Origin of the sequence: Microbacterium sp. LMX7-1.2, assembly GCF_040675935.1 — a bacterium.
Taxonomy (GTDB): domain Bacteria; phylum Actinomycetota; class Actinomycetes; order Actinomycetales; family Microbacteriaceae; genus Microbacterium.
The window spans coordinates 919,713-939,814 of the sequence record NZ_JBEGIL010000001.1; the positions used below are offsets into that span (position 1 = coordinate 919,713).

Consider the following 20,102-nt stretch of genomic DNA (forward strand, 5'->3'; position numbering starts at 1 on the left):
TATCGGTGGCGGTCACTACCGTGAGGACATGGAGACCCTGCGCCACATCGTGCTCTTCGTCCACCTGATCGGCTTCGCCGTGCTGTTCGGAGCCTGGGCGGTGCAGGCGTTCGGCGGCAAGCGCGAGTTCACGCGCCTCATGAGCATCGGCATGACGATCGCCGCGATCGCCGGCCTCGCTCTCGCCGCCCCGTGGGGCATCGAGTACGACCTGAACTACGTCAAGATCGGCGTCAAGCTCCTGCTTCTGCTCGTGATCGGCGCACTGCTCGGCATCGGCACGGCGCGTCAGAAGCGCGGCGCGGGCGTGCCCGCGGCGATGTTCTGGCTCGTCGGGATCCTCACCGCAGCGAACGCCGCGATCGCCGCGATCTGGCGCTGAGGCCACCCGGGATTCTCAGCACGCTTCTTCTCGCTTCGCTCGCTCAACGACCAGGGGCGTGGACCGGCGCTGTCCCTCACGCCTCGACCGCGGCATCCCAGACGAGCTGCGTCGGTGCGCTGACGCTCGCGGCGCGGATCCGCTGCCAGTTGCGTCCACCCCGGCCGAACGACGCCTGCACGTCTGCCGGCACCACCGCATCAGCGACGGGTTCCGGGAGCCACCGGCAGGCACGGACGTGCACGAGGTCGACGGCATCCGCTGCAGGGTCCGCGTCGTATGTCCAGGGCCCGATGATCCGCCCGAGATAGGTCAGGCCGTCGACGTCCTTCGTCCAGACGAAGGCACCGACCGGCGCCTTCGCGAACCTCTCGATGCGCCACGCGAGTCGGATGCCGGCCTGCGCGTCCGCCTTCGTGAGCGCATCCTCCAGGGAGTCCGGCGCCGGGTGCAGCCGCCCGCCGATGCCGCAGATGCCGAGCGTCAGCGCCCGCTCCGGCCCGGCCCCGCGCGGAACGGCATCGTCGCGCGATCTCATCGGCGCGCGATACACGGGGATCTCCTCGCTCACGTGACCGGCACCAGGGTCGCATCGATCGCCGCACCGTCGATCACGACGGTCATCAGGGTGCAGACCGGCTGACGGCGGCGATCGGTGGGCGAGCCGGGGTTCAGCAGCCGCATGCCCGAGGGCGCCTGCGTGTCCCAGGGGATGTGCGAGTGGCCGAAGACGAGCAGGTCGACGTCGGGGAAAGCATCGTCCATGCGCTGCTCACGACGCGCGGCCGCGCCGGTCTCGTGCACGACCGCGATCCTCACGTCCTCGACGGAAAAGCGGGCGACCTCGGGGAGGCGCGCACGCAGGTCCGCGCCGTCATTGTTGCCGTACACGCCGTAGGACTCGCGTGACCGGGATTCGATCAAGTCGAGGGTCTCGGCGTCAACCCAGTCCCCCGCGTGCACGACGATCTCTGCGTCGTCGATCGCGCGGAGCACCGCGTCGGGCAGGCGTCGTGCGCGCTTCGGCACATGGGTGTCGGCGAGCAGCAGCATCCTTGTCGTCATGGGCACCTCCATCGGCCGGGTCCCTCCGACTCTACGCACGCGATTCGCCGATCTCACCCGTCTCCGCACCCAGGGAACTCCCAGGTAGGCGTAAGATCGCCCGAGTGCTCCGGTATACCGGTGCACGGATCTAAGGAGCAGCATGAGCACGTCCACAGCGCCCGCGAATCCGCGATCGCGCGTCATCACCGCCAGCCTCGTCGGCACGACGATCGAGTTCTACGACTTCTACGCGTACGCGACCGCCGCGGTCCTCGTCTTCCCCATCCTCTTCTTCCCGACCGGCAACGACACCACGTCCCTTCTCGCCTCCTTCGGCGTCTTCGGCGCCGCGATGGTCGCGCGACCGATCGGCGCCGTCGTCTTCGGGCACTTCGGCGACCGCTTCGGCCGCAAGGCGACCCTCGTGGCCTCGCTGCTCACGATGGGCATCGCGACGTTCCTCATCGGCCTGCTTCCCACGTTCCAGCAGATCGGCTGGGTCGCGGCGCTGCTGCTGCTGATCATGCGCCTGTTCCAGGGCTTCGCGCTCGGCGGTGAGTGGTCGGGCGCCGCGCTCGTCGCGACCGAGAACGCGCCGAAGGGCAAGCGCGCCTGGTACGGCACTTTCCCGCAGCTGGGCGCACCGCTCGGCTTCATCATCGCGAACCTGCTCTTCCTCGCGATCAACTGGCTGCTCCCCCACGCCGAGAACCCGGCCCTCAAGTCGCAGGCCTTCCTCGACTGGGGCTGGCGCATCCCGTTCCTGTTCTCCGCCGTGATGGTCATCATCGGCCTGTGGGTGCGACTCAAGCTCGTCGAGTCCGACACGTTCAAGAAGGCCGAGAAGGTCGGGGCGATCCGCAAGCTGCCCCTGGGCACGGTGTTCCGTCACCACTGGAAGGCGCTGATCCTCGGCACGTTCATCATGCTGGCGACGTACGTGCTGTTCTACCTGATGACGAACTTCACCCTGGCCTACGGCACCAAGCCCGCCTCGCTCGAGACGGCATCCGCCGCGGCGCAGGCTGCCGCGGAGGCGGCGGGCAAGGACTTCGACGCCTCGGCGTTCGCCGCCCAGTTCTACCCGGGACTGGGCTTCGGCTACACGGACTTCGTGCTCATGCAGATCGTCGGCGTCGTCTTCTTCGGCATCTTCACCCTGCTGTCCGGTCCGATCGCCGACAAGGTCGGCCGACGCAAGCTCCTGTTGTGGGTCACGGGCCTCATCATCGTGTTCGGCCTCACCTTTAACGCGTTCCTGCTCCCTGCCATGGATCCGAAGTTCACGGGCGCGCTCGCCCAGGCGTTCCTCGTGTTCGGCTTCATGCTCATGGGCGCGACCTTCGGGCCGATGGGCGCCCTGCTGCCCGAGCTGTTCCCGACGAACGTCCGCTACACGGGGTCTGCGATCTCGTACAACGTGTCGTCGATCCTCGGTGCCGCTGTCGCGCCGATCATCGCGGTGTGGCTGTGGGAGCTCGGCGGCGGCGCTCCCTGGCTCGTGGGTCTGTATCTGTCGGCGATGGGCGTGCTGACCTTCATCGCGCTGATCTTCTCGCCCGAGACCAAGGACACCGACTACGAGTCCGACCTCGGCGTCGCGGCGGCCGTCGAGCTCTGACGCGCGCGACCACGAGAGCGGCCGCATCCCTCACGGGGTGCGGCCGTTCTCATTCATCCCCGATCGCGCAGGAACCTCTCGATCGCGGCGATCGTCTCGCTGTTGTCGCGATGCAGGATGCCGCGGATGCCGACGGCGGCGGCTCCGTCGATCGCGAACCGGTGGTCGTCGATGAACAGCACGTCCGCGGATTCGGCGCCGAGGGCCTCCAGGGCGCGGCGGTACGCCTCCGGCTCGGGCTTCGCGACGCCGAGCTCGTGGCTGTAGCAGATCGGATCGAAGATCGACGCGAAACCGTAGCGCCGCTCTTCCTCTTCGCGCGCACCGTCGGCGGAGTTCGACAGGATCGCGGTCCGAGCCCTGCCGCGCAGCGAGCGCGCGTAGGCGATCATCTCGTCGTTCGCGGTGCCGCAGTACGCGTCCCAGAAGTCGGTGCGGACTGCATCCCGTTGCGCATCGTCGAGGTCGAGGGCCGCTGCGAACCCGGACCAGAAGGCCTGCTCGGTGCCGACCGCGACGTCGATGCGCGGGAGGTCGGCCGCGGCGACCCGCGCATCGACGGCGTCGCGGGGCAACCCGCACACCTCCCGCACCCGTTCCCACCAGTGCTCCTGCCAGGTGTCGTCGTCGACGACCTCCAGCACGCCCCCGATGTCGAACAGGATCCACGTCGTCTTCTCCGGCATCCGCACACCCTATGCGACCGACAGGGGAGGATGCCTCCCCTCGCGACTTCGCCCCGCACAGCCTCACGGACGGAGATCGCACGATTCGAAGGAGATATTCACCCGATGGCTCCTGCGGATCGTGAGATCTCCTGCGGTGATGGGACGCCGCACGTCAACAACAGTTGACACATCGATGCGCGTCAACAAGTATTGACGCAGGAGGCAGTCATGACCATGAAGACCGCACAGTCCCTCGACGACGACGACGGCGGCGAGCCGATCGCCGAGCTGCACCGGCTCGCGGGCGTGCGCCGCGAGATCGCGCGAGCCGAGGAGACCCAGGTGCGCCGCGCCCGCAATCTCGGCTACTCCTGGCAGGCGATCGCGGGCGCGCTCGGCGTGACGAAGCAAGCCGCGCACCGGCGCTTCGGCCGCCGCTGAGCGGCATCCCGCCGTTTACAGCCCCTCCATAGAAACCGACCGGGAACGAAGTACGGTCGAAGTACCCCTTTCAGAACGAGGTCCCGCATGTCCAGCACGGCGACGTCACGCCGACGCGGAAGGGGCGCACCGCAGGACGGTCCGCGCGCCACCTTCCGCCAGCTCCTCCCTTTCCTCTTCGAACACAAGCGCACGCTCATCGTCGTCGCCGTGCTCAGCGTGTTCGGCGCCGCGACCTCCCTCGTGCAGCCGCTGCTCGTCGGCCAGGTGATCGAAGCCGTGCAGTCGAACGCCGGCATCGGGATCCTCGTGTGGCTCCTGATCGGGTTCGTGATCGTGTCGTCGGTGATCTCCGGCTATCAGCACTACCTCCTGCAGCGCACCGGAACGGCGGTCGTGTACTCGAGTCGCCGCAAGCTCATCTCCCGCATCCTGCACCTGCCCGTGAGCGAGTTCGACGCCCGCCGCACGGGCGACCTCGTCTCCCGGGTCGGCACCGACACGACCCTGCTCTACGCCGTGCTCACCCAGGGACTCGCGGATGCCGTCGGCAGCGCGCTCCTGTTCGTCGGCGCGCTCGTCGCCATGCTCGTGATCGACCCCGTGCTGCTGCTGCTGATCGTTATCGTGATCGGCGCTTCGGTGGTCGTCGTCACGGTGCTCAGCGGCCGCATCCGCACCGCCTCGACCGCGCAGCAGGAGAAGGTGGGCGAACTCGCCTCCGGGGTCGAGCGCGCGGTCGGCTCGATCCGCACCGTGCGCGCCTCGGGCGCCACCGAGCGCGAGACCGAGGCCGTATCGGCGCTCGCTTCGGACGCCTACGGCATCGGCGTGCGGATCGCGAAGATCTCGTCGCTGGTCGTGCCGATCGCCGGGGTCGCGCTGCAGCTGTCGCTCCTGGTCGTGCTCGGCGTCGGCGGCTTCCGCGTCGCCGCGGGGACGATCACGATCGCCGCGCTCATCACGTTCATCATGTTCCTCTTCATGCTCGTGATGCCGCTCGCGACCACGTTCGGCGCGATCACCTCCGTGAATCAGGCGCTCGGCGCGCTCGGCCGCATCCAGGAGATCCTGAACCTCCCGACCGAGACGGAGGAGGATGCAGCGACCGCCGCCGCTCTCCCCCGCGACGACGTCGCCCCTGACGCCCCGGCGATCGAGTTCCGCGACGTGCGCTTCCAGTACCCGGAGAACGTCGTGGCGGCCCGGGCGGCGGCCGAGAAGGAGGCGCGGACGCTGCTCGCCGACGCGCACCTGGATCAGGCCGAGGAGACCGCGCCGCAGTCCGACCGCGAGGTGCTGCGCGGCGTCTCCTTCGCCGTGCCGCGCGGCGCTCGCGTGGCGCTCGTGGGCCCCAGCGGTGCCGGCAAGAGCACGATCCTCTCGCTCATCGAGCGCTTCTACGATCCGACGGGCGGCTCGATCCGCCTGCACGGTCACGATGCGCGCACCTACCCACGCGACGAGCTGCGCGCGCAGTTCGGCTACGTCGAGCAGGATGCGCCGACCCTCGCGGGCACGCTCGCCGACAACCTGCGTCTCGCCTCACCCGACGCCACCGACGAGGCGTGCGAGCGGGTGCTGCGCGCCGTGAACCTCGGCGACGTGCTGGAGCGCAGCCCGCTCGGGCTCCGAGCCCCGGTCGGCGAGGACGGCGTGATGCTGTCGGGCGGCGAGCGCCAGCGTCTCGCGATCGCCCGCGCGCTGCTGACCGAGGCCCCGATCCTGCTGCTCGACGAGTCGACGTCGTCGCTCGACGGCGTGAACGAGCAGCGCATGCGCGAGGCCATCGACGCCGTGTCGACCGACCGCACGCTGATCGTGATCGCGCACCGCCTCTCGACCGTGGTCGACAGCGACCTCATCGTGGTGCTGCAGGACGGCGTCGTCGTCGGGCAGGGCACACACACCGAACTCGTCGAGTCCACGCCGCTCTACCGCGACCTCGCGCGGCACCAACTGCTGGCATAGCGGGAACGAGTACGCGAAGGCGGGATGCCGGAGACCACTCAGCCATGGGTTCGTCTCTGACTTCCCGCCTTCGCGGGTCTGGGGCTCTCCCGCCCTCGCGGGCGGGAGCTGTAGGACGCCGGCTCCCCCGAACCGGCGCCCGGTCTGTCACGCCTTGTCGAGGCGGTAGCGCAGGGACGACAGCTCGGCGCGGAGAGCCGCCGGGACCTTGTCGCCGAACGTGTCGTAGAACTCCTCGGTGAGGTCGGCCTCGGTCTTCCACGCCTCGGCGTCGACCGAGAACAGCTCGTCGAGGTCCTCCTGCGGTACCTCGATGCCGTCGAGGTTGAGATCGGACACGATCGGCAGGCGGCCGATCGGGCTGTCGACCGTCGACACCTCGCCGGTGATGCGGCGGATGATCCAGTCCACGACACGCGAGTTGTCGCCGAATCCAGGCCACAGGAAGCGCCCGTCCGAACCGCGGCGGAACCAGTTCACCTGGAAGATGCGCGGCGCGCGGTCGAAGCGCAGGCCACGCCCGACCTTGAGCCAGTGACCGAAGTAGTCGGCCATGTTGTAGCCGCAGAACGGCAGCATCGCGAAGGGGTCGCGGCGCAGCTCACCGACCGTGCCCTCGGCGGCGGCCGTGCGCTCCGAGGAGATGTTCGACCCGAGGAAGACGCCATGCGTCCAGTCGGTGGCCTCGACCACGAGCGGCACGTTGCTGGCACGACGTCCGCCGAAGAGGATCACGTCGAGCGGGACGGCGTCCTCCCAGTCCTCGGAGATCTGCGGGCACTGGGCGGCCGAGACCGTGAACCGCGAGTTCGGGTGCGCCGCGGGGCGACCGGAGTCCGGCGTCCAGGCGTTGCCCTCCCAGTCGATGAGCTCGGGCGGCGCATTGTCGGTCAGCCCCTCCCACCACACGTCGCCGTCGGGACGCAGAGCCACGTTCGTGAAGATCGTGTTGCCCCACAGCGTCTCGACCGCCGTGACGTTGGTCAATTCGCCCGTTCCCGGTGCGACGCCGAAGAACCCGGCCTCGGGGTTGATGGCCCACAGGCGCCCGTCCTCACCGGGGCGGATCCACGCGATGTCGTCGCCGAGCGTCTCGACGCGCCATCCGGGGATGGTCGGGCGCAGCATCGCGAGGTTCGTCTTGCCGCACGCGGAGGGGAACGCCGCAGCGACGTGGAACGCCCGGCCGTTCGGGTCGATCACGCGGATCAGCAGCATGTGCTCGGCGAGCCAGCCCTCGTCGCGGGCGATCACCGAGGCGATGCGCAGCGCGAAGCACTTCTTGGCGAGGATCGCGTTGCCGCCGTAGCCGGAGCCGAACGAGTAGACCTCGAGAGTCTCGGGGAAGTGCACGATGTACTTGTCGTCGTTGCACGGCCATTCGACGTCGGGCTCGCCGGCGGCGAGCGGTGCGCCGACCGAGTGCACGGTGCGTACCCAGGGGGCTCCATCGGCGATCTGCCGCGTCACGGCATCGCCGACCCGGGTCATGATGCCGATCGACGCGACCGCGTAGGCGCTGTCGGTGACCTGCACGCCGATGTGCGAGAGCGGGCCGCCGACGGGGCCCATCGAGAACGGGACGACGAACATCGTGCGTCCACGCATCGAGCCCTCGAAGATCTCGGTCATCTTCTCGCGCATCTGCGTGGGGTCGGCCCAGTTGTTCGTGGGACCGGCGTCCTCCTCGCGCTCGGAGGCGATGTACGTACGGCCCTCCGTGCGGGCGACGTCGCTGGGGTGCGAGCGGGCCAGGTACGAACCGGGCCGCCACTCGGGGTTGAGCTTGATGAGCTTGCCCTCGTCGACGAGGCCGCGCAGCAGCCAGTCGTTCTCAGCGCGCGAGCCGTCGACCCAGTGGATGCGGTCCGGCTGCGTGAGCGCGGCGATCTCGTCGACCCAGGCTGCGAGCTCCGCCATGGCCGGGGTGTCATAGGTCGGAGCCGTCCCGAAGGTGCGCACGGGTGCGACGGATGCGGCACGAGGGGTGAAGACTTCGGCGATCGCCATGACATCTGCTCCTTGGAAGTAGGGGGCGTTGCACCTATCTTCTTCCGGATTTGTCCTGACTTTTCATCGATCTGGGTGATAAGAATTGGGTTTCTTTCGCTAGGATCAAGGAATGGCTCCTTCCGGCATCCATCTCACGACCCTCGGCCACCGCATCAGGCACCACCGCCTCGCGAACGGCCACACGCTCGACGAGCTCGGCGCTCTAGTCGGCGTCGCCGGCTCCCAGCTCAGCCTCATCGAGAACGGCAAGCGCGAGCCCAAGCTCTCCCTCCTGCAGGCGATCGCACTGGCGACCGGAACCGAGGTGACGGACCTCATCTCGGGCGAGCCGCCGAACCGCCGGGCGGCCCTCGAGATCGAGCTGGACCGCGCCCAGGCGAGTCCCGTCTTCCGCCAGCTCGGGGTCGCTCCCGTGCGGGTCACCAAGGGCATGAGCGACGAGACCATCGAGTCCGTGCTCGGCCTGCACCGCGAACTGCAGCGCCGCGAACGCGAGGCGATCGCCACCCCCGAGGAGGCGCGCCGCGCCAACACCGAGCTCCGGCTGCGCATGCGCGCGCAGAACAACTACCTCGGCGACATCGAGAAGCTCGCCGAGAAGCAGCTCAAGGCCGCCGGCCACGTGCAGGGCGCGCTGACCCACCGCACCGTGAGCATCATGGCGGAGAAGCTCGGCTTCGAGCTCATCTACGCCAACGACCTGCCCCACTCCACGAGGTCGGTGACCGATCTGGAGAACGGCCGCATCTACCTGCCGCCCGCGTCGATCCCGGGCGGGCACGGCCTGCGGTCGATGGCGCTGCAGGCCATGGCCCACCGCCTGCTCGGCCACACGCCGCCCACCGACTACGCCGACTTCCTGCAGCAGCGACTCGAGATCAACTACTTCGCGGCGTGCTGTCTGATGCCGGAGACCGCAGCGGTGGCGTTCCTGCAGCAGGCCAAGAAGGACCGCAATCTCGCGGTCGAGGACTTCCGCGACGGCTTCGGCGTCACGCACGAAGCAGCGGGCATGCGGATGACGAACCTGATGACGCAGCACCTCGGCATGTCGCTGCACTTCCTGCGCGTCGACGAGACCGGCGCGATCACACGCGTGTACGAGAACGACGACCTGCCGCTGCCGATGGACGTCACGGGCGCGGTCGAAGGCCAGCGGGTGTGCCGGAAGTTCCAGGCGCGGAGCGCGTTCACGCAGCAGAACCGCACGACGGAGCACCATCAGTACACGGACACGCCCTCCGGCACGTTCTGGTGCTCCACGCAGACCGGATCGTCGACCGACGGCGAGTTCTCGGTCACCGTCGGAGTCCCCTTCGACGATGCACGATGGTGGCGCGGGCGCGAGACGTCGGATCGCGCGGTGTCGACGTGTCCCGACGAGGCGTGCTGCCGCCGACCGTCCGCCGAGCTCACGGAACGCTGGAAGGGCAGGGCCTGGCCGAGCGCGCGGGTGCACACGCACATGTTCTCGCCGCTTCCCCGCGGCGCGTTCCCCGGCGTCGACGATAACGAGGTGTACGCATTCCTCGGACGCCACGCGGACGAGTGACGGACCCGGCTCATCCTGCGCGTCCGTCAACAACCCGTGTACGCGTTCCTCGGACGGCACGCGGACGAGTGACGGGCAGGACTACTCGCCCAGGAACCGGGTGAACCGCGCGAGCGCCTCCTGCACGGCATCCGCGTCGACTGCTTCCCCGCCCACATCCTCGAAGAACTCGGGCGGCGTGCCGAGGGATGCTGCGGCATGCGTCCAGCATCCGACCACCCGCCCCTCGGCGACGAGAGTGGCCCGCACCATCCCGTTCTTCCCCGGGCCGACGGCCGCGAGGTTCTCGGGCGCGCACACGGCACTGCGGTCGGCATACGAGATGTAGTACTCGTCGAATGCGGCGAGCGCGTGCACGGATGCTGCGCCCCCGGTGCGCCTCGGCCGGAGGACTGCCGTGAACAGCCCGTCGTCGACCTCGACGACCCGCCCCGAGGCGCTCTCCCGCGCCTCGCCGGACAGCCCGAGCGTGAGCCCCGACCACCACGCGAAGTCGGCGACGGTCGCAGGCCCGTGCCCGTCGATGTAGCGGACGAAGAGCTCGGCGAGCGGATCCGCCGGGTGCTCGTGCTCGCGGATGTGCTCCTCGACCAGCACGAAGCGCTGCTCGCGGCTCACCCCCTCGCGCGCGACGACCGGACCCTGGCACACGAGTCCGCGCAGCGTGAGCTCGCTGAGCAGATGGATGCCGCGCTGCCCGGTCGGGTCGATCCCTGCCCCCTGGAAGGCGAGGAACATCTCGGCGCGGGTCAGGCCGCCGTCTCGTAGCCTCGGCACGACCGCCTCGCGGGCCGCCGCGAGCATGAGCTCGTCGATCCCGAGGTCGCGGCGACGTCCCGCGGCCTGCTGGCGCTGTCGTTCACCCGTGACCGACAGCACCCAGCCCAGGTCGCGCGCGGCGATCGTGTGCAGAGTGCCGCGCATGGTCCAGGCGCGCACGAGTTCGCCACGGTCGAAGGCGCGGTCGACGGAACGGATCGTCGGCTCTCCACGGGTGCGGGAGGCGAGCACCCACCGCCCTGCGGTGAAGTCCTGGCTCTGCACCGCGAGCATGTGGGCCGCAGCATCCGTCACCGTGCGCGCGGGTGCCGAGAGGCGGTGGGAACGGAGGCGCTCCGACAGCAGCGTCGCGGACTTCATGCCCCCATCATGCCCCGCTGGCCCGACATCCCGCCCGCCTATCCGTGCAGCGTCACCTCGCGCCGCTCCGGCAGCACGATCGGGTGGGATCCCGCCATGACCTCCAGCACGCGGATGACCTGGCACGAGTAGCCGTACTCGTTGTCGTACCAGACGTACAGCACGACGTCGTGGTCGTTCGCGATGGTCGCGAGGCCGTCGACGATGCCGGCGCGGTGCGAGCCCACGAAGTCGGTGGAGACCACCTCCGGGCTCTCGACGTAGTCGATCTGCTGACGCAGCCGCGAGTGCAGCGACACGCGCCGCAGGTAGTCGTTGAGCTCGTCCTTGACGGCGGGACGGTCGAGCGTCAGGTGCAGCACCGCGAGCGATACGTCGGGTGTGGGCACGCGGATGGCCGACCCCGTGAGCTTGCCCTCGAGCTCGGGGAGCGCACGGGCGACGGCCTTCGCCGCGCCGGTCTCGGTGATGACCATGTTGAGCACGGCCGAGCGTCCGCGGCGATCTCCGCTGTGGAAGTTGTCGATCAGATTCTGGTCGTTCGTGAAGGAGTGCACGGTCTCGACGTGCCCGCGCACGATGCCGTACGCCTCGTCGACGGCCTTGAGCACGGGCGTGATCGCGTTGGTGGTGCAGGACGCCGCGGTGACGATGCGGTCGTCGGGCGTGATCGTGCGGTCGTTGATGCCGTGCACGATGTTCTTCAGCGCACCCTTGCCGGGTGCCGTCAGCAGCACTCGGGCGACCCCGGTGGACTCGAGGTGCTTGCTGAGGCCTGCTTCGTCGCGCCAGCGCCCGGTGTTGTCGACCACGATCGCATCGTGGATGCCGTGGGCGGTGTAGTCGATGGATGCCGGGTCGTCGGAGTAGATCACCTGGATGCGCGTGCCGTTCGCGATGATCTGCTCGGCCTCCTCGTCGACCGTGACGGAGCCCGCGAAACGACCGTGCACGGAATCGCGCAGTAGAAGGGATGCCCGCTTGACGAGGTCGTTCGCCGAGCCGCGGCGCACGACGATGGCCCGCAGGCGCAGCCCGCTGCCGCCGCCGGTGTGCGCGATGAGGATGCGTGCCAGCAGACGGCCGATGCGCCCGAACCCGTAAAGCACGACGTCAGTGGGTGCAGCGGCGACGGCGCCGGCGGCCGGGCCGAGCACCTCGGTGAGGTAGTCCTGCAGCGACGCGCCGGAGGCGGCATGGCCCTCGACCAGACGAGCGACATCGAGCGAGGAGGCTCCGGGAGCGAGCGCGTGCACGGCCTCGATCACGGCGAGCGTGTCGTCGAGGGCGAGTTCGGCGTGCCCGAGCTGCGCGACGCGATCGTGCATCTCCACGATCCCGGTGGCCGACAGACCGACGAGCCGGTGGCCGTGCAGCGAGGTCACGACGTCACGATCGCGCTTGAGAGCGCCGATCAGCGGGATCATCCGCTCGGCGAGCTCCTCGCGTGCCGTCCAGTCGTCGTGGGGTTCCGTGATGCCGTTCATCTGCGTCCTTGCGATGTGTGAGCGCGCCGAGGTCGCCGGCGCGCGAGTGTGCCGGGTGTGCTTCGGGGGATGCTCCCAGGGTACGGTGCGCGGAGGGATGCGCTGAAATCGGATGCCGTTCACCTGCCGGACAGGGAATCCTGTCAGCATCCGACGGGTTGTCCCCGATGCTCGTGCCCGCCTCACTCACGAAAGGCCTTCATGACCACGTCCCGCCCGTCGGCCTGGCCGCCCCTGCTGCTCGCGATCGGGCTCGAGGTCGGCGCGACGCTGTCCCTGCGCGCTGCCGAGGGGTTCACACACCCGCTCTGGCTGATCGCCGTCGTCGTCGGCTACACCTCGTCGCTGCTGCTGCTCTCGGTCGTGCTCGACCGGGGCTTGGCGGTCGGAGTCGCGTACGGCATCTGGTCCGCCATCGGCGTCGTGCTCACGGCGGTCCTCGGTGCGATGCTCTTCAGCGAGCTCCTCGGCGCGGTGCAGATCGTCGGCATCGGCGTGATCGTGGTCGGGGTGCTGTTGGTCGAGCTCGGCTCGCACGCCCGCTCGGAGCGCGAGGCGGTTCGGGTCGAGGCCGCCCCATGACCTGGGCGCTGCTGGTTCTCGCGATCGCGAGCGAGGTCACGGCGACGCTGAGCCTGCGTGCCTCCGAGGGCCTGCGACGTCGGCGGTGGATCCCCGTGATCGTCGTGGGCTACGTGCTCGCGTTCAGCCTTCTCGGCGCCGTGCTCGCCCTGGGAATGCCGGTCGGGGTGGCGTACGGCGTGTGGGCCGCCACGGGCGTCGCGGTCACGGCCGTGCTGGGCCGGGTGATCTTCAAGGACCACTTCTCGATCGTGATGGCGATCGGCGTCGCTCTGATCGCGGTCGGCGTCGTGCTGATCGAACTCGGCGGAGCGCACTGAACCGGGTCTTCCCGCTCACATCGCGAGGCACAGCAGGGCGACGCTCGCGGCCATGGCCCACGACTCGACAGTGAGGAATCGCGACGCCCGGCGATCGCTCGGCGCGGGCAGCACCCGATCGGCGACGACGGTCCACAGCACGACGCCGATCACGCCGACGACGCCTGCGATCGAGAGCACGCCGGACAGACCGGACCCGTGATGGCCTGTCGGTGTCACGGCCTGCCCGGTCGTGAGCCCGTCCCACACGCAGATCGCCAGCACGAGCGACACGGCCGCGCGGTGCACGCACACCGCGGTGGACGACGAACCGCGGACCCCGATCGTTCCGAGCATCGCGGAGAGCAGCAGTACGACACCGAGCGCAACGCGCACCAGCGGGTGATCCCCCAGCGTGGCGATCAGCACGAGCGCCACAACGCGGACGACGGCCATCTGCCGCGCCTGCCAGGGAGCCGCGGATCCGGCGGCGATGCACGCCGCTCCCGCGACGACCCCGGCGAGCGCCAGCATCCAGGGCGCGGCGGGCAGGACGGGATCCACAATCCGCATCCTATGGTCGAGGTGCACCCTGTGGCGCTCTCCCATCCTGCGGCGTTCAGACCCTGTGTCGCTCTCCCACCCTGCGGCGTTCAGACCTGCGGCGAGCGCTCTCCGACGGCTGCGATCGCGACGCGCAGCACGCCGTCGGCGTCGCGGAGCGCGTTCGCGGCGGCATCCGCCCCTGCCCCTGTCATGAGCATGAGGATCGCGAGCTTGACCGAGCCGTCCGCGGCGGAGAGCGCGGCGGACGCCTCGTCTACGGATGCGCCGGTGAGCTCGGTCACGGTGCGGATCGAACGCGCGTGCAGCTTCTCGTTGGTGGCGAGCAGGTCGACCATGACGCCGTGGTATGTCTTGCCGAGCTTGATCATCGAGAGCGTCGTGAGCATGTTCACGACGAGCTTCTGGGCGGTGCCGGACTTGAGACGGGTCGACCCGGAGATGAACTCGGGTCCCGTCACGACCTCGATGGCGATGTCGGCGGCCGCGCCGATCTCGGAGTCGGAGTTCGAGGCGATCGCGACCGTGAGAGCGCCCGCCGAGCGCGCGAAGACGAGTCCGCCGAGGACGTACGGCGTGCGGCCGGAGGCCGAGATGCCGACGACCGTGTCATCCGCTGTGAGTCCGAGCTCCCGCAGGGAGGCCTCGGCGGCGTGCTCGTCGTCCTCCGCGTTCTCCACGGCCGAGCGGATCGCGGTCTCGCCGCCCGCTATGAGTCCGACCACCATCGACGGGTCCGTGCCGAAAGTCGGCGGGCACTCGCTCGCGTCGAGCACTCCGACCCGGCCCGCGGTGCCGGCGCCGATGTAGACGAGGCGTCCGCCCCGCCGGAAGCGCTCGGTGATGCCGTCGACGGCCGCGGAGATCTCGGCGGAGCGTTCGGCGACCGCATCCGCGACGCGGTGGTCCTCCGCGTTCATGCGACGCACGAGCTCGGCGGTGTCGAGCAGGTCGAGGTCGCCTCGTTCGGTCGTCGAGGCCTCGGTGCCGAGGGAGGAGAGCACGTCGAGGAGCTCATGGAGTCGGCGGTCGTCATTCGGCACGGTGCACGAACCTTTCGTGGGGGAGATCGGCGCGGTCGGCGAGGAGGAGAGCGCCGTCGAGCGCGTCGCCTCGTGGGGAGACCGGCGTGCGGCCGACGGCGCGCAGGGCGTCTTCGAGTCGGGCGCGGAACCAGCGATGCTCGGTGAGTCCCCCGTGCAGGGCGACGTCGTGCGACCGGGTCGACGCGGCGGTCGCGGAGGCGACGAGCAGTCGCACGGCCTCCCGGGCGATCTCGAGTGCCATCGGGTCGTCGTCGGCTGCGGCGTCGAGCACGAGCGGGGCGAGGGAGGCGAGTCGACGAGCGAGGGGGCCGTCGTGTGCGAGCCAGCGCTGCACGTCGTCGACCGACCCCACCGGCTCTCGCACGAGGTCGGTGAGCGCGGTGCGAGGCCCGAGACCGACGGAGGCCCGCAGCACGGCGCGCAGCGCTTCACGGCCGAACCACGATCCGCTGCCGAAGTCGCCGAGCTCGGGACCCCATCCGTCGACGAGACGGATGCCGTCGCCGTCCACTCCGAGCGCGGCCGCTCCGGTGCCGGCGATGAGCAGCACACCCTCTCCCCCGGCGAGCGCCCCCGCGTGCGCCGTCACGACGTCAGAGGTGACGGCGACCCGTGAGACGAGTGCTGTCCGGAGCCGCTCGGCGAGGGCGGATGCCGCATCGGGGGCGGCCCATGCGCCGGCGGCGCCGACCGCGACGGCGGCGAAGGGGCCGGGAGCATCGGCTGCGAAGGGGAGGATCGCGGCGAGCGCGGCGTCGACGCCTCGCGCTGCGGCGAGTCCCGGTGCGCCGACACCCTGGAAGACCGGTCGACGGTTCGGGGCGGACATGACCACCCGGCACCGCGACTTGCCGAGATCGACGGCGATGACACGGCGATCGGAACTCATGTAAATAGTCTACGCACGTATTGCATCCTGTGAAAGAATTCTTCAACACAAGCCGAGGAGGCGCAGCATGAGCATCCAGACCACGATCGCGGGCGCCGCGGAGACACTGCCGCCCTCACTCGCACGGATCGCGCGTGTGATCGCGGACAGGCCGCGCGTCGTGATCGACAGCACGATCACCGAGCTCGCCACGACGTGCGACACCTCGGTCGCCTCCGTGATCCGCTTCTGCCGCTCGATCGGCGTGAACGGGTACGCCGCGCTGCGCATGGCGCTCGCCGCCGAACTCGGGCGCGAGTCCGCGCAGTTCCGCGAGTCCTCCGGATTCGGGTCGGAGATCTCCCCCACGGACTCCCTGCGGGACGCGGCGTCCAAGGTCGCCGCCCTCGAACTCCTCGCGATCGAGGAGACGATCGCCGGGCTCGACGACGACGTCCTCGACGCGGCCGTCTCAGCGCTCGACGCCGCACCGCGCATCCTCCTCTTCGGCATCGGGGCGAGCGGCCTCGTGGCGGCTGACTTCGCGCAGAAGCTCCTCCGCATCGGCCGCACCGCCGTCGTGCTAAGCGATGCCCACGTGGCGAGCGCCGTCGCAGCGCTCGGCGACGCCGGCACCGTCGCCCTGGGCATCTCGCACTCCGGCGCGACGATCGAGACGCAGCGCTTCCTCGAGGCCGCGCGTGACGCCGGCGTCACGACGATCGCGATCACCGGCGCATCCGACTCCCCCGTCGCCGACATCGCCGCTCACACGCTTGTGACCCGGGCCCGCGAGCCCCGCCTCCGCGCCGGAGCGATGGTGAGCCGCATCGCGCAGCTCGCTCTCGTCGACTGCCTGTTCGTGGGAGTCGCCCAGCGCCGTCACGCCGACACTGTCGACGCCCTGCAGCGCACGGCCGACGCGACCCGGGCACTGCGCGAGTGACGGCCGCTGCTAGTCCGCCGGATGGTGCCCGTCGACGCCGACCGAACCCGCGGTGCGCAGGAAGACGATGATCCAGCTGAAGATCAGGACGGCCGCGATCAGCTCGACGGCCGTGAGGTTGTAGTACCCCACCGCGAAGAACGCCGCGAGCAGCACGATCACGAGCACGTAGACCCAGCCGAACGCGACGAACACCTTCGGGATGCTGCGCAGAAACCAGGGCAGACCGACCACGACCACGGCGAACGCCACCGCCATGCCGGTCGCCACGGTGTTGTGCACGAGGAAGAACTCGTCGACGGGGAAGATGCCGACGCACGCCAGGAAGACGCCGATCAAGATGAGCCCTCCGCGCACGATCAGACGCCCGCGCCGGTCGACCGGGTCGTCGAGGGGCAGGCCCGCAGTCGCGTAGCGCGCGATCGTGGTGACCATGATGCCCGCGATGATGAGCGTCATGTTGAAGGCGAGCGAGGCGCTGTTCGTGCTCATCCCGAGCGCGGAGAGGTTGTCGCGCCACCAGTGCACGTCGCTCGACGCGAGCATGCTCGCGAAGGCGCCGACCACCAGGAACACGGCGAGCACGAGCGACAGCACCGTCGGCGTGAGAGCCACGGCGCTGAGGAACGAGACGTAGGCGGTGAGCGCCAAGGCGACGCCGATCAGCACCGCTCCGGGGAAGGCGTACACGGGGGCGTCGGTGAAGCTGCGTTCGAGCAGCTCGGCGATCCCGATCCAGCCCAGGTAGGCGATCGCGGCGTGCGCGAACGCGATCGCGGCGATGTCGTACCAGCGGAGTCGATCGCCCGGCACCGCGAAACCGTCGCGGACGCCGTCGGGGCTCGGCGCGTCGGGGCGTACGAGCAGGCGCCCGAGCGCGAAGGCGAGAGCCGCCGTGATCGCCCCGCCGATCGCCGCGAAGACCCCGATCGAGCCCGTGCCGCTGATGGGGAGCTCGCGACCCCAGAACGTGGGCAGGCCGATCGCGAACCCCGCGACGAGGGACAGGGCGCCGACGATGAGCGCGGTGGCTTCGAACACGGCATCCGAGGTCTCGGGTCCGCGGAGCTGCCTCAGCACGGTCAGGATCCTGTCGCGAAGAACTCGCATGTCGACCCCCTCTCGGGGACATCCTAGGAGCTGTCTCATTCGGGATGTGCTCGGGATCCCGGCGGTAGCCTGGTCGGGTGACCGAGACGATCTCTGCCCGCGCCCTCCTGCTCGACATGGACGGCACTCTCGTCGATTCGACCGCCGTCGTGGAGCGGCTGTGGCTGTCCTGGGCCGAGCCGCACGGCCTCGATCCCGCGACCGTGCTGGGCGTGATCCACGGACGCCAGGGTCACCAGAGCATGGCGATCATGCTCCCTGAGCGCGACCACTCCATCAACCTGGTCGAGAATCAGCAGATGCTGGCGACGGAGGCGAGCGACGTCGACGGCGTGATCGAGATCAGCGGGGCCGGCGTCTTCCTCCGTTCCCTCGAGGGGGTTCCGCACGCGATCGTCACCTCGGCCAACGTGCCCCTCATGAACGCGCGCATGACGGCGGCGGGACTCACCGTCCCCGAACTCGCCGTGACGGCCGAGAGCGTGTCGGCGTCGAAGCCCGACCCCGAGGGGTTCCTGCTCGGCGCGTCGTTGCTCGGCATCGACCCCGCCGACTGCATCGTGTTCGAGGACTCGGGCGCGGGGATCCAGGCGGCGCACGCGGCCGGGATGCGGGTGGTCGGCATCGGCGCGCACGCGCGGACCCACTCACCGGAGTTCCACGTCGACGACCTGACCCAGGTCGCGGTGGTGCGCACGACGGACGGGTTCGAGCTGCGCGTCGGCTGAGGGCTGGCCCGGGGTCGCGCTCTCCTTTCATCTCCTTCTCCCCCGTTTCCTCGCCCCTCATCCCTCGCCCCTCACCCCCTACAAGGGCGGTATTTCAGAACTCCGAAATACACTTTCATCAGACTCTTTTCTCGCGCTTTCCGAGCCCACGAATGTCGGTGGCCCCTGGTTGAGTGAGGGCATGACAGCACTGAGGGATGCGAGCGTCGAGCAGATCGGCGCTCTCGACGCCGTGACCGCGACGCTCGTCGAGGTGGAGCGGACGATCGGGTCGCTGCAGGCCGCGCGCGACGGTCTGCTCGCCGTCGGTGCACGGCTCGCGGTCGACATCGCCCGAGCTGACGAGGCCCGTGACGGCGGCGACATGGCGACACGCGCGGTCGCCTCCGAGTTCGGGGCAGCGCTGCGCATGAGCGATCGTACGATCGAGCGCCGCGTCCGGCGGTTCCGCGCCCGACGCCCGCACGCTCGCCGAAACCCGCTGCGACCTCGCTCTCGACCTGCTCCTCTCCGGCACTCCGGTCGGGCACGACTCCCCCACCCGGATGCTGTCGACGATCCGTGGTTCGGTATCAGTGACCGTGCCGGTTCTCACGCTGCTGGGCGCGACCCAGACTCCCGCGGAGGTCGCCGGACGCGCTCCGATCGACATCGCGACGGCTGAACACCTGGCCGGTACCGCCTCCGGATGGGACCGGATCCTGACGCATCCAGTCACCGGGACCCTGCTCGCGGTCGATCGGTATCGCCCGTCGGCGGAGATGAAGCGACATCTCCTCGCGCGGGATCAGCGGTGCCGCTTTCCAACGTGCGGTCAGCCGGCGCGCGACTGCGACCTCGACCACACGCGCGACCACGCGCTCGGCGGGGAGACAGGCGTCGACAACCTCGCAACCCTCTGCCGTCGACACCACTCCCTCAAGCACCACACGCCCTGGCACGTCGAGCATGTGGGCGCGGGTGTCCTCGCGTGGACGAGTCCGGCGGGCCGAACGTACCTCGACGCACCTCCCCCACCGAACGCGGTCACCGCACGAGATCCCACATCGCCGCCGTTCTGAGAGCCCACCGCCACCGTTGTGAGCGCGCGCAAGGCCCCCACTGTTCTGAGCGCGCACCGCCGCCGCACGAGAGCGCGCACCGCCCGAGCGCGAGCCGCCCGAGCGCGAGCCGTCAGACCACCGTGCGCGAGTGATCAGACAAGCGTGAAGTCCTCGAAGATCAACGTCGTGCGAGTCGAGCGGATCGAGGGGATCGCCTGGATGTCCTCCAGCACGATGCGGCGGAGGTCGCGGGCATCGCTCGCGCGCACCAGCAGGATCACGTCGAAGTCGCCTCCCACCAGCGCCATGTGCTCGATCTCCGGAATCCCGCGCAGCCTGGCACTCACGTCCTGCCACGTAGCCTGCTCGATCGCCAAAGTGACATACGCGCTCGCATGATGACCGAGCAGCACAGGATCCGTGCGCACGGTGTAGCCGGTGATCACCCCAGCATCCGACATCCGTTTGATGCGCGCGTGCGCCCCCGCACGCGAGATGTGCACCGCGTCGGCGATCGCCGTCATCGACGAGCGCGCGTCACGCCTCAGCTCCTCGAGGATCGCGAGATCGACATCGTCCAACGAGATCATGACG

22 protein-coding genes are annotated in these 20,102 nt (G+C 69.7%); 11 read left to right on the forward strand and 11 right to left on the reverse strand.

What is annotated here, in order from left to right:
* Positions 1-28: 28 nt before the first annotated feature.
* The gene (locus tag MRBLMX7_RS04620; protein WP_050721520.1) at positions 29-382 is read left to right on the forward strand and encodes a hypothetical protein; all 354 of its coding nucleotides are present in this window, start codon (positions 29-31) and stop codon (positions 380-382) included.
* Positions 383-458: 76 nt separating this feature from the next.
* On the opposite strand, the gene MRBLMX7_RS04625 is transcribed toward MRBLMX7_RS04620, so the two are convergent.
* Positions 459-920 (reverse strand): GAF domain-containing protein, encoded by a 462-nt coding sequence (locus MRBLMX7_RS04625; protein WP_363366400.1) that lies wholly within the window; start codon positions 918-920, stop codon positions 459-461.
* 29 nt (positions 921-949) lie between these two features.
* Positions 950-1,447, reverse strand: a complete 498-nt coding sequence (locus MRBLMX7_RS04630) for a metallophosphoesterase family protein (RefSeq protein ID WP_363366401.1) — start codon at positions 1,445-1,447, stop codon at positions 950-952.
* 142 nt (positions 1,448-1,589) lie between these two features.
* On the opposite strand from MRBLMX7_RS04630, the gene MRBLMX7_RS04635 reads away from it, so the two are divergent.
* Positions 1,590-3,050, forward strand: coding sequence for an MFS transporter (locus MRBLMX7_RS04635; RefSeq protein WP_363366402.1), 1,461 nt, complete (start codon positions 1,590-1,592; stop codon positions 3,048-3,050).
* 53 nt (positions 3,051-3,103) lie between these two features.
* Here the strand turns inward: MRBLMX7_RS04635 and MRBLMX7_RS04640 are convergent, their stop codons facing one another.
* Positions 3,104-3,736 (reverse strand): HAD family hydrolase, encoded by a 633-nt coding sequence (locus MRBLMX7_RS04640; protein WP_363366403.1) that lies wholly within the window; start codon positions 3,734-3,736, stop codon positions 3,104-3,106.
* A gap of 210 nt (positions 3,737-3,946) precedes the next feature.
* Here MRBLMX7_RS04640 and MRBLMX7_RS04645 point away from each other — a divergent pair, with 210 nt between their 5' ends.
* Both MRBLMX7_RS04645 and MRBLMX7_RS04650 read left to right on the forward strand, forming a co-directional pair.
* Positions 3,947-4,159, forward strand: a complete 213-nt coding sequence (locus MRBLMX7_RS04645) for an AsnC family protein (RefSeq protein ID WP_363366404.1) — start codon at positions 3,947-3,949, stop codon at positions 4,157-4,159.
* An 87-nt stretch (positions 4,160-4,246) separates the two neighbouring features.
* Positions 4,247-6,130: an ABC transporter ATP-binding protein gene (locus tag MRBLMX7_RS04650; protein ID WP_363366405.1), complete on the forward strand. Its 1,884-nt coding sequence runs from the start codon at positions 4,247-4,249 to the stop codon at positions 6,128-6,130.
* A 147-nt stretch (positions 6,131-6,277) separates the two neighbouring features.
* Here MRBLMX7_RS04650 and MRBLMX7_RS04655 read toward each other — a convergent pair whose 3' ends face one another.
* Complete coding sequence (locus tag MRBLMX7_RS04655; protein ID WP_363366406.1) at positions 6,278-8,140, reverse strand: phosphoenolpyruvate carboxykinase (GTP); 1,863 nt, start codon at positions 8,138-8,140, stop codon at positions 6,278-6,280.
* A 112-nt stretch (positions 8,141-8,252) separates the two neighbouring features.
* On the opposite strand from MRBLMX7_RS04655, the gene MRBLMX7_RS04660 reads away from it, so the two are divergent.
* Positions 8,253-9,695, forward strand: coding sequence for an XRE family transcriptional regulator (locus MRBLMX7_RS04660; RefSeq protein WP_050721525.1), 1,443 nt, complete (start codon positions 8,253-8,255; stop codon positions 9,693-9,695).
* An 81-nt stretch (positions 9,696-9,776) separates the two neighbouring features.
* On the opposite strand, the gene MRBLMX7_RS04665 is transcribed toward MRBLMX7_RS04660, so the two are convergent.
* Complete coding sequence (locus tag MRBLMX7_RS04665; protein ID WP_363366407.1) at positions 9,777-10,835, reverse strand: winged helix DNA-binding domain-containing protein; 1,059 nt, start codon at positions 10,833-10,835, stop codon at positions 9,777-9,779.
* Positions 10,836-10,873: 38 nt separating this feature from the next.
* The gene (locus tag MRBLMX7_RS04670) at positions 10,874-12,322 is read right to left on the reverse strand and encodes a glyceraldehyde-3-phosphate dehydrogenase (RefSeq protein WP_363366408.1); all 1,449 of its coding nucleotides are present in this window, start codon (positions 12,320-12,322) and stop codon (positions 10,874-10,876) included.
* 201 nt (positions 12,323-12,523) lie between these two features.
* On the opposite strand from MRBLMX7_RS04670, the gene MRBLMX7_RS04675 reads away from it, so the two are divergent.
* Both MRBLMX7_RS04675 and MRBLMX7_RS04680 read left to right on the forward strand, forming a co-directional pair.
* Positions 12,524-12,904, forward strand: coding sequence for a DMT family transporter (locus tag MRBLMX7_RS04675; RefSeq protein ID WP_363366409.1), 381 nt, complete (start codon positions 12,524-12,526; stop codon positions 12,902-12,904).
* A complete protein-coding gene (locus MRBLMX7_RS04680; protein ID WP_363366410.1) occupies positions 12,901-13,224 on the forward strand; it encodes a DMT family transporter in 324 nt (107 codons plus the stop codon). The genes MRBLMX7_RS04675 and MRBLMX7_RS04680 overlap by 4 nt, the downstream gene beginning before the upstream one ends.
* Before the next feature lie 15 nt (positions 13,225-13,239).
* On the opposite strand, the gene MRBLMX7_RS04685 is transcribed toward MRBLMX7_RS04680, so the two are convergent.
* The 3 genes from MRBLMX7_RS04685 to MRBLMX7_RS04695 all read right to left on the reverse strand — a co-directional run bounded on the left by MRBLMX7_RS04685 (position 13,240) and on the right by MRBLMX7_RS04695 (position 15,702).
* Positions 13,240-13,767 carry a hypothetical protein gene (locus tag MRBLMX7_RS04685; RefSeq protein ID WP_363366411.1) on the reverse strand — a complete coding sequence of 176 codons (528 nt, stop codon included), beginning with the start codon at positions 13,765-13,767 and terminating at the stop codon, positions 13,240-13,242.
* Positions 13,768-13,856: 89 nt separating this feature from the next.
* Positions 13,857-14,810, reverse strand: a complete 954-nt coding sequence (murQ, locus tag MRBLMX7_RS04690) for an N-acetylmuramic acid 6-phosphate etherase (RefSeq protein ID WP_363366412.1) — start codon at positions 14,808-14,810, stop codon at positions 13,857-13,859.
* Positions 14,800-15,702 carry an N-acetylglucosamine kinase gene (locus tag MRBLMX7_RS04695; protein ID WP_363366413.1) on the reverse strand — a complete coding sequence of 301 codons (903 nt, stop codon included), beginning with the start codon at positions 15,700-15,702 and terminating at the stop codon, positions 14,800-14,802. Before MRBLMX7_RS04695 ends, murQ begins: the two co-directional genes overlap by 11 nt.
* A gap of 67 nt (positions 15,703-15,769) precedes the next feature.
* Between MRBLMX7_RS04695 and MRBLMX7_RS04700 the strand changes: the two genes are divergently transcribed.
* Positions 15,770-16,627 carry a MurR/RpiR family transcriptional regulator gene (locus MRBLMX7_RS04700; protein ID WP_363366414.1) on the forward strand — a complete coding sequence of 286 codons (858 nt, stop codon included), beginning with the start codon at positions 15,770-15,772 and terminating at the stop codon, positions 16,625-16,627.
* Between the two features lie 9 nt (positions 16,628-16,636).
* Here MRBLMX7_RS04700 and MRBLMX7_RS04705 read toward each other — a convergent pair whose 3' ends face one another.
* Positions 16,637-17,707 carry a DUF998 domain-containing protein gene (locus MRBLMX7_RS04705; RefSeq protein ID WP_363366415.1) on the reverse strand — a complete coding sequence of 357 codons (1,071 nt, stop codon included), beginning with the start codon at positions 17,705-17,707 and terminating at the stop codon, positions 16,637-16,639.
* A 107-nt stretch (positions 17,708-17,814) separates the two neighbouring features.
* Here MRBLMX7_RS04705 and MRBLMX7_RS04710 point away from each other — a divergent pair, with 107 nt between their 5' ends.
* From MRBLMX7_RS04710 to MRBLMX7_RS04720, 3 genes are all read left to right on the forward strand, one after another.
* Positions 17,815-18,465 carry an HAD-IA family hydrolase gene (locus MRBLMX7_RS04710; protein WP_363366416.1) on the forward strand — a complete coding sequence of 217 codons (651 nt, stop codon included), beginning with the start codon at positions 17,815-17,817 and terminating at the stop codon, positions 18,463-18,465.
* A 181-nt stretch (positions 18,466-18,646) separates the two neighbouring features.
* Complete coding sequence (locus MRBLMX7_RS04715; protein ID WP_363366417.1) at positions 18,647-19,129, forward strand: hypothetical protein; 483 nt, start codon at positions 18,647-18,649, stop codon at positions 19,127-19,129.
* A 97-nt stretch (positions 19,130-19,226) separates the two neighbouring features.
* Positions 19,227-19,526 (forward strand): HNH endonuclease signature motif containing protein, encoded by a 300-nt coding sequence (locus MRBLMX7_RS04720; protein WP_363366418.1) that lies wholly within the window; start codon positions 19,227-19,229, stop codon positions 19,524-19,526.
* A 134-nt stretch (positions 19,527-19,660) separates the two neighbouring features.
* On the opposite strand, the gene MRBLMX7_RS04725 is transcribed toward MRBLMX7_RS04720, so the two are convergent.
* On the reverse strand, positions 19,661-20,098 hold the full coding sequence (locus MRBLMX7_RS04725) for an Lrp/AsnC family transcriptional regulator (protein ID WP_363366419.1): 438 nt from the start codon (positions 20,096-20,098) through the stop codon (positions 19,661-19,663).
* Positions 20,099-20,102 lie beyond the last annotated feature (4 nt).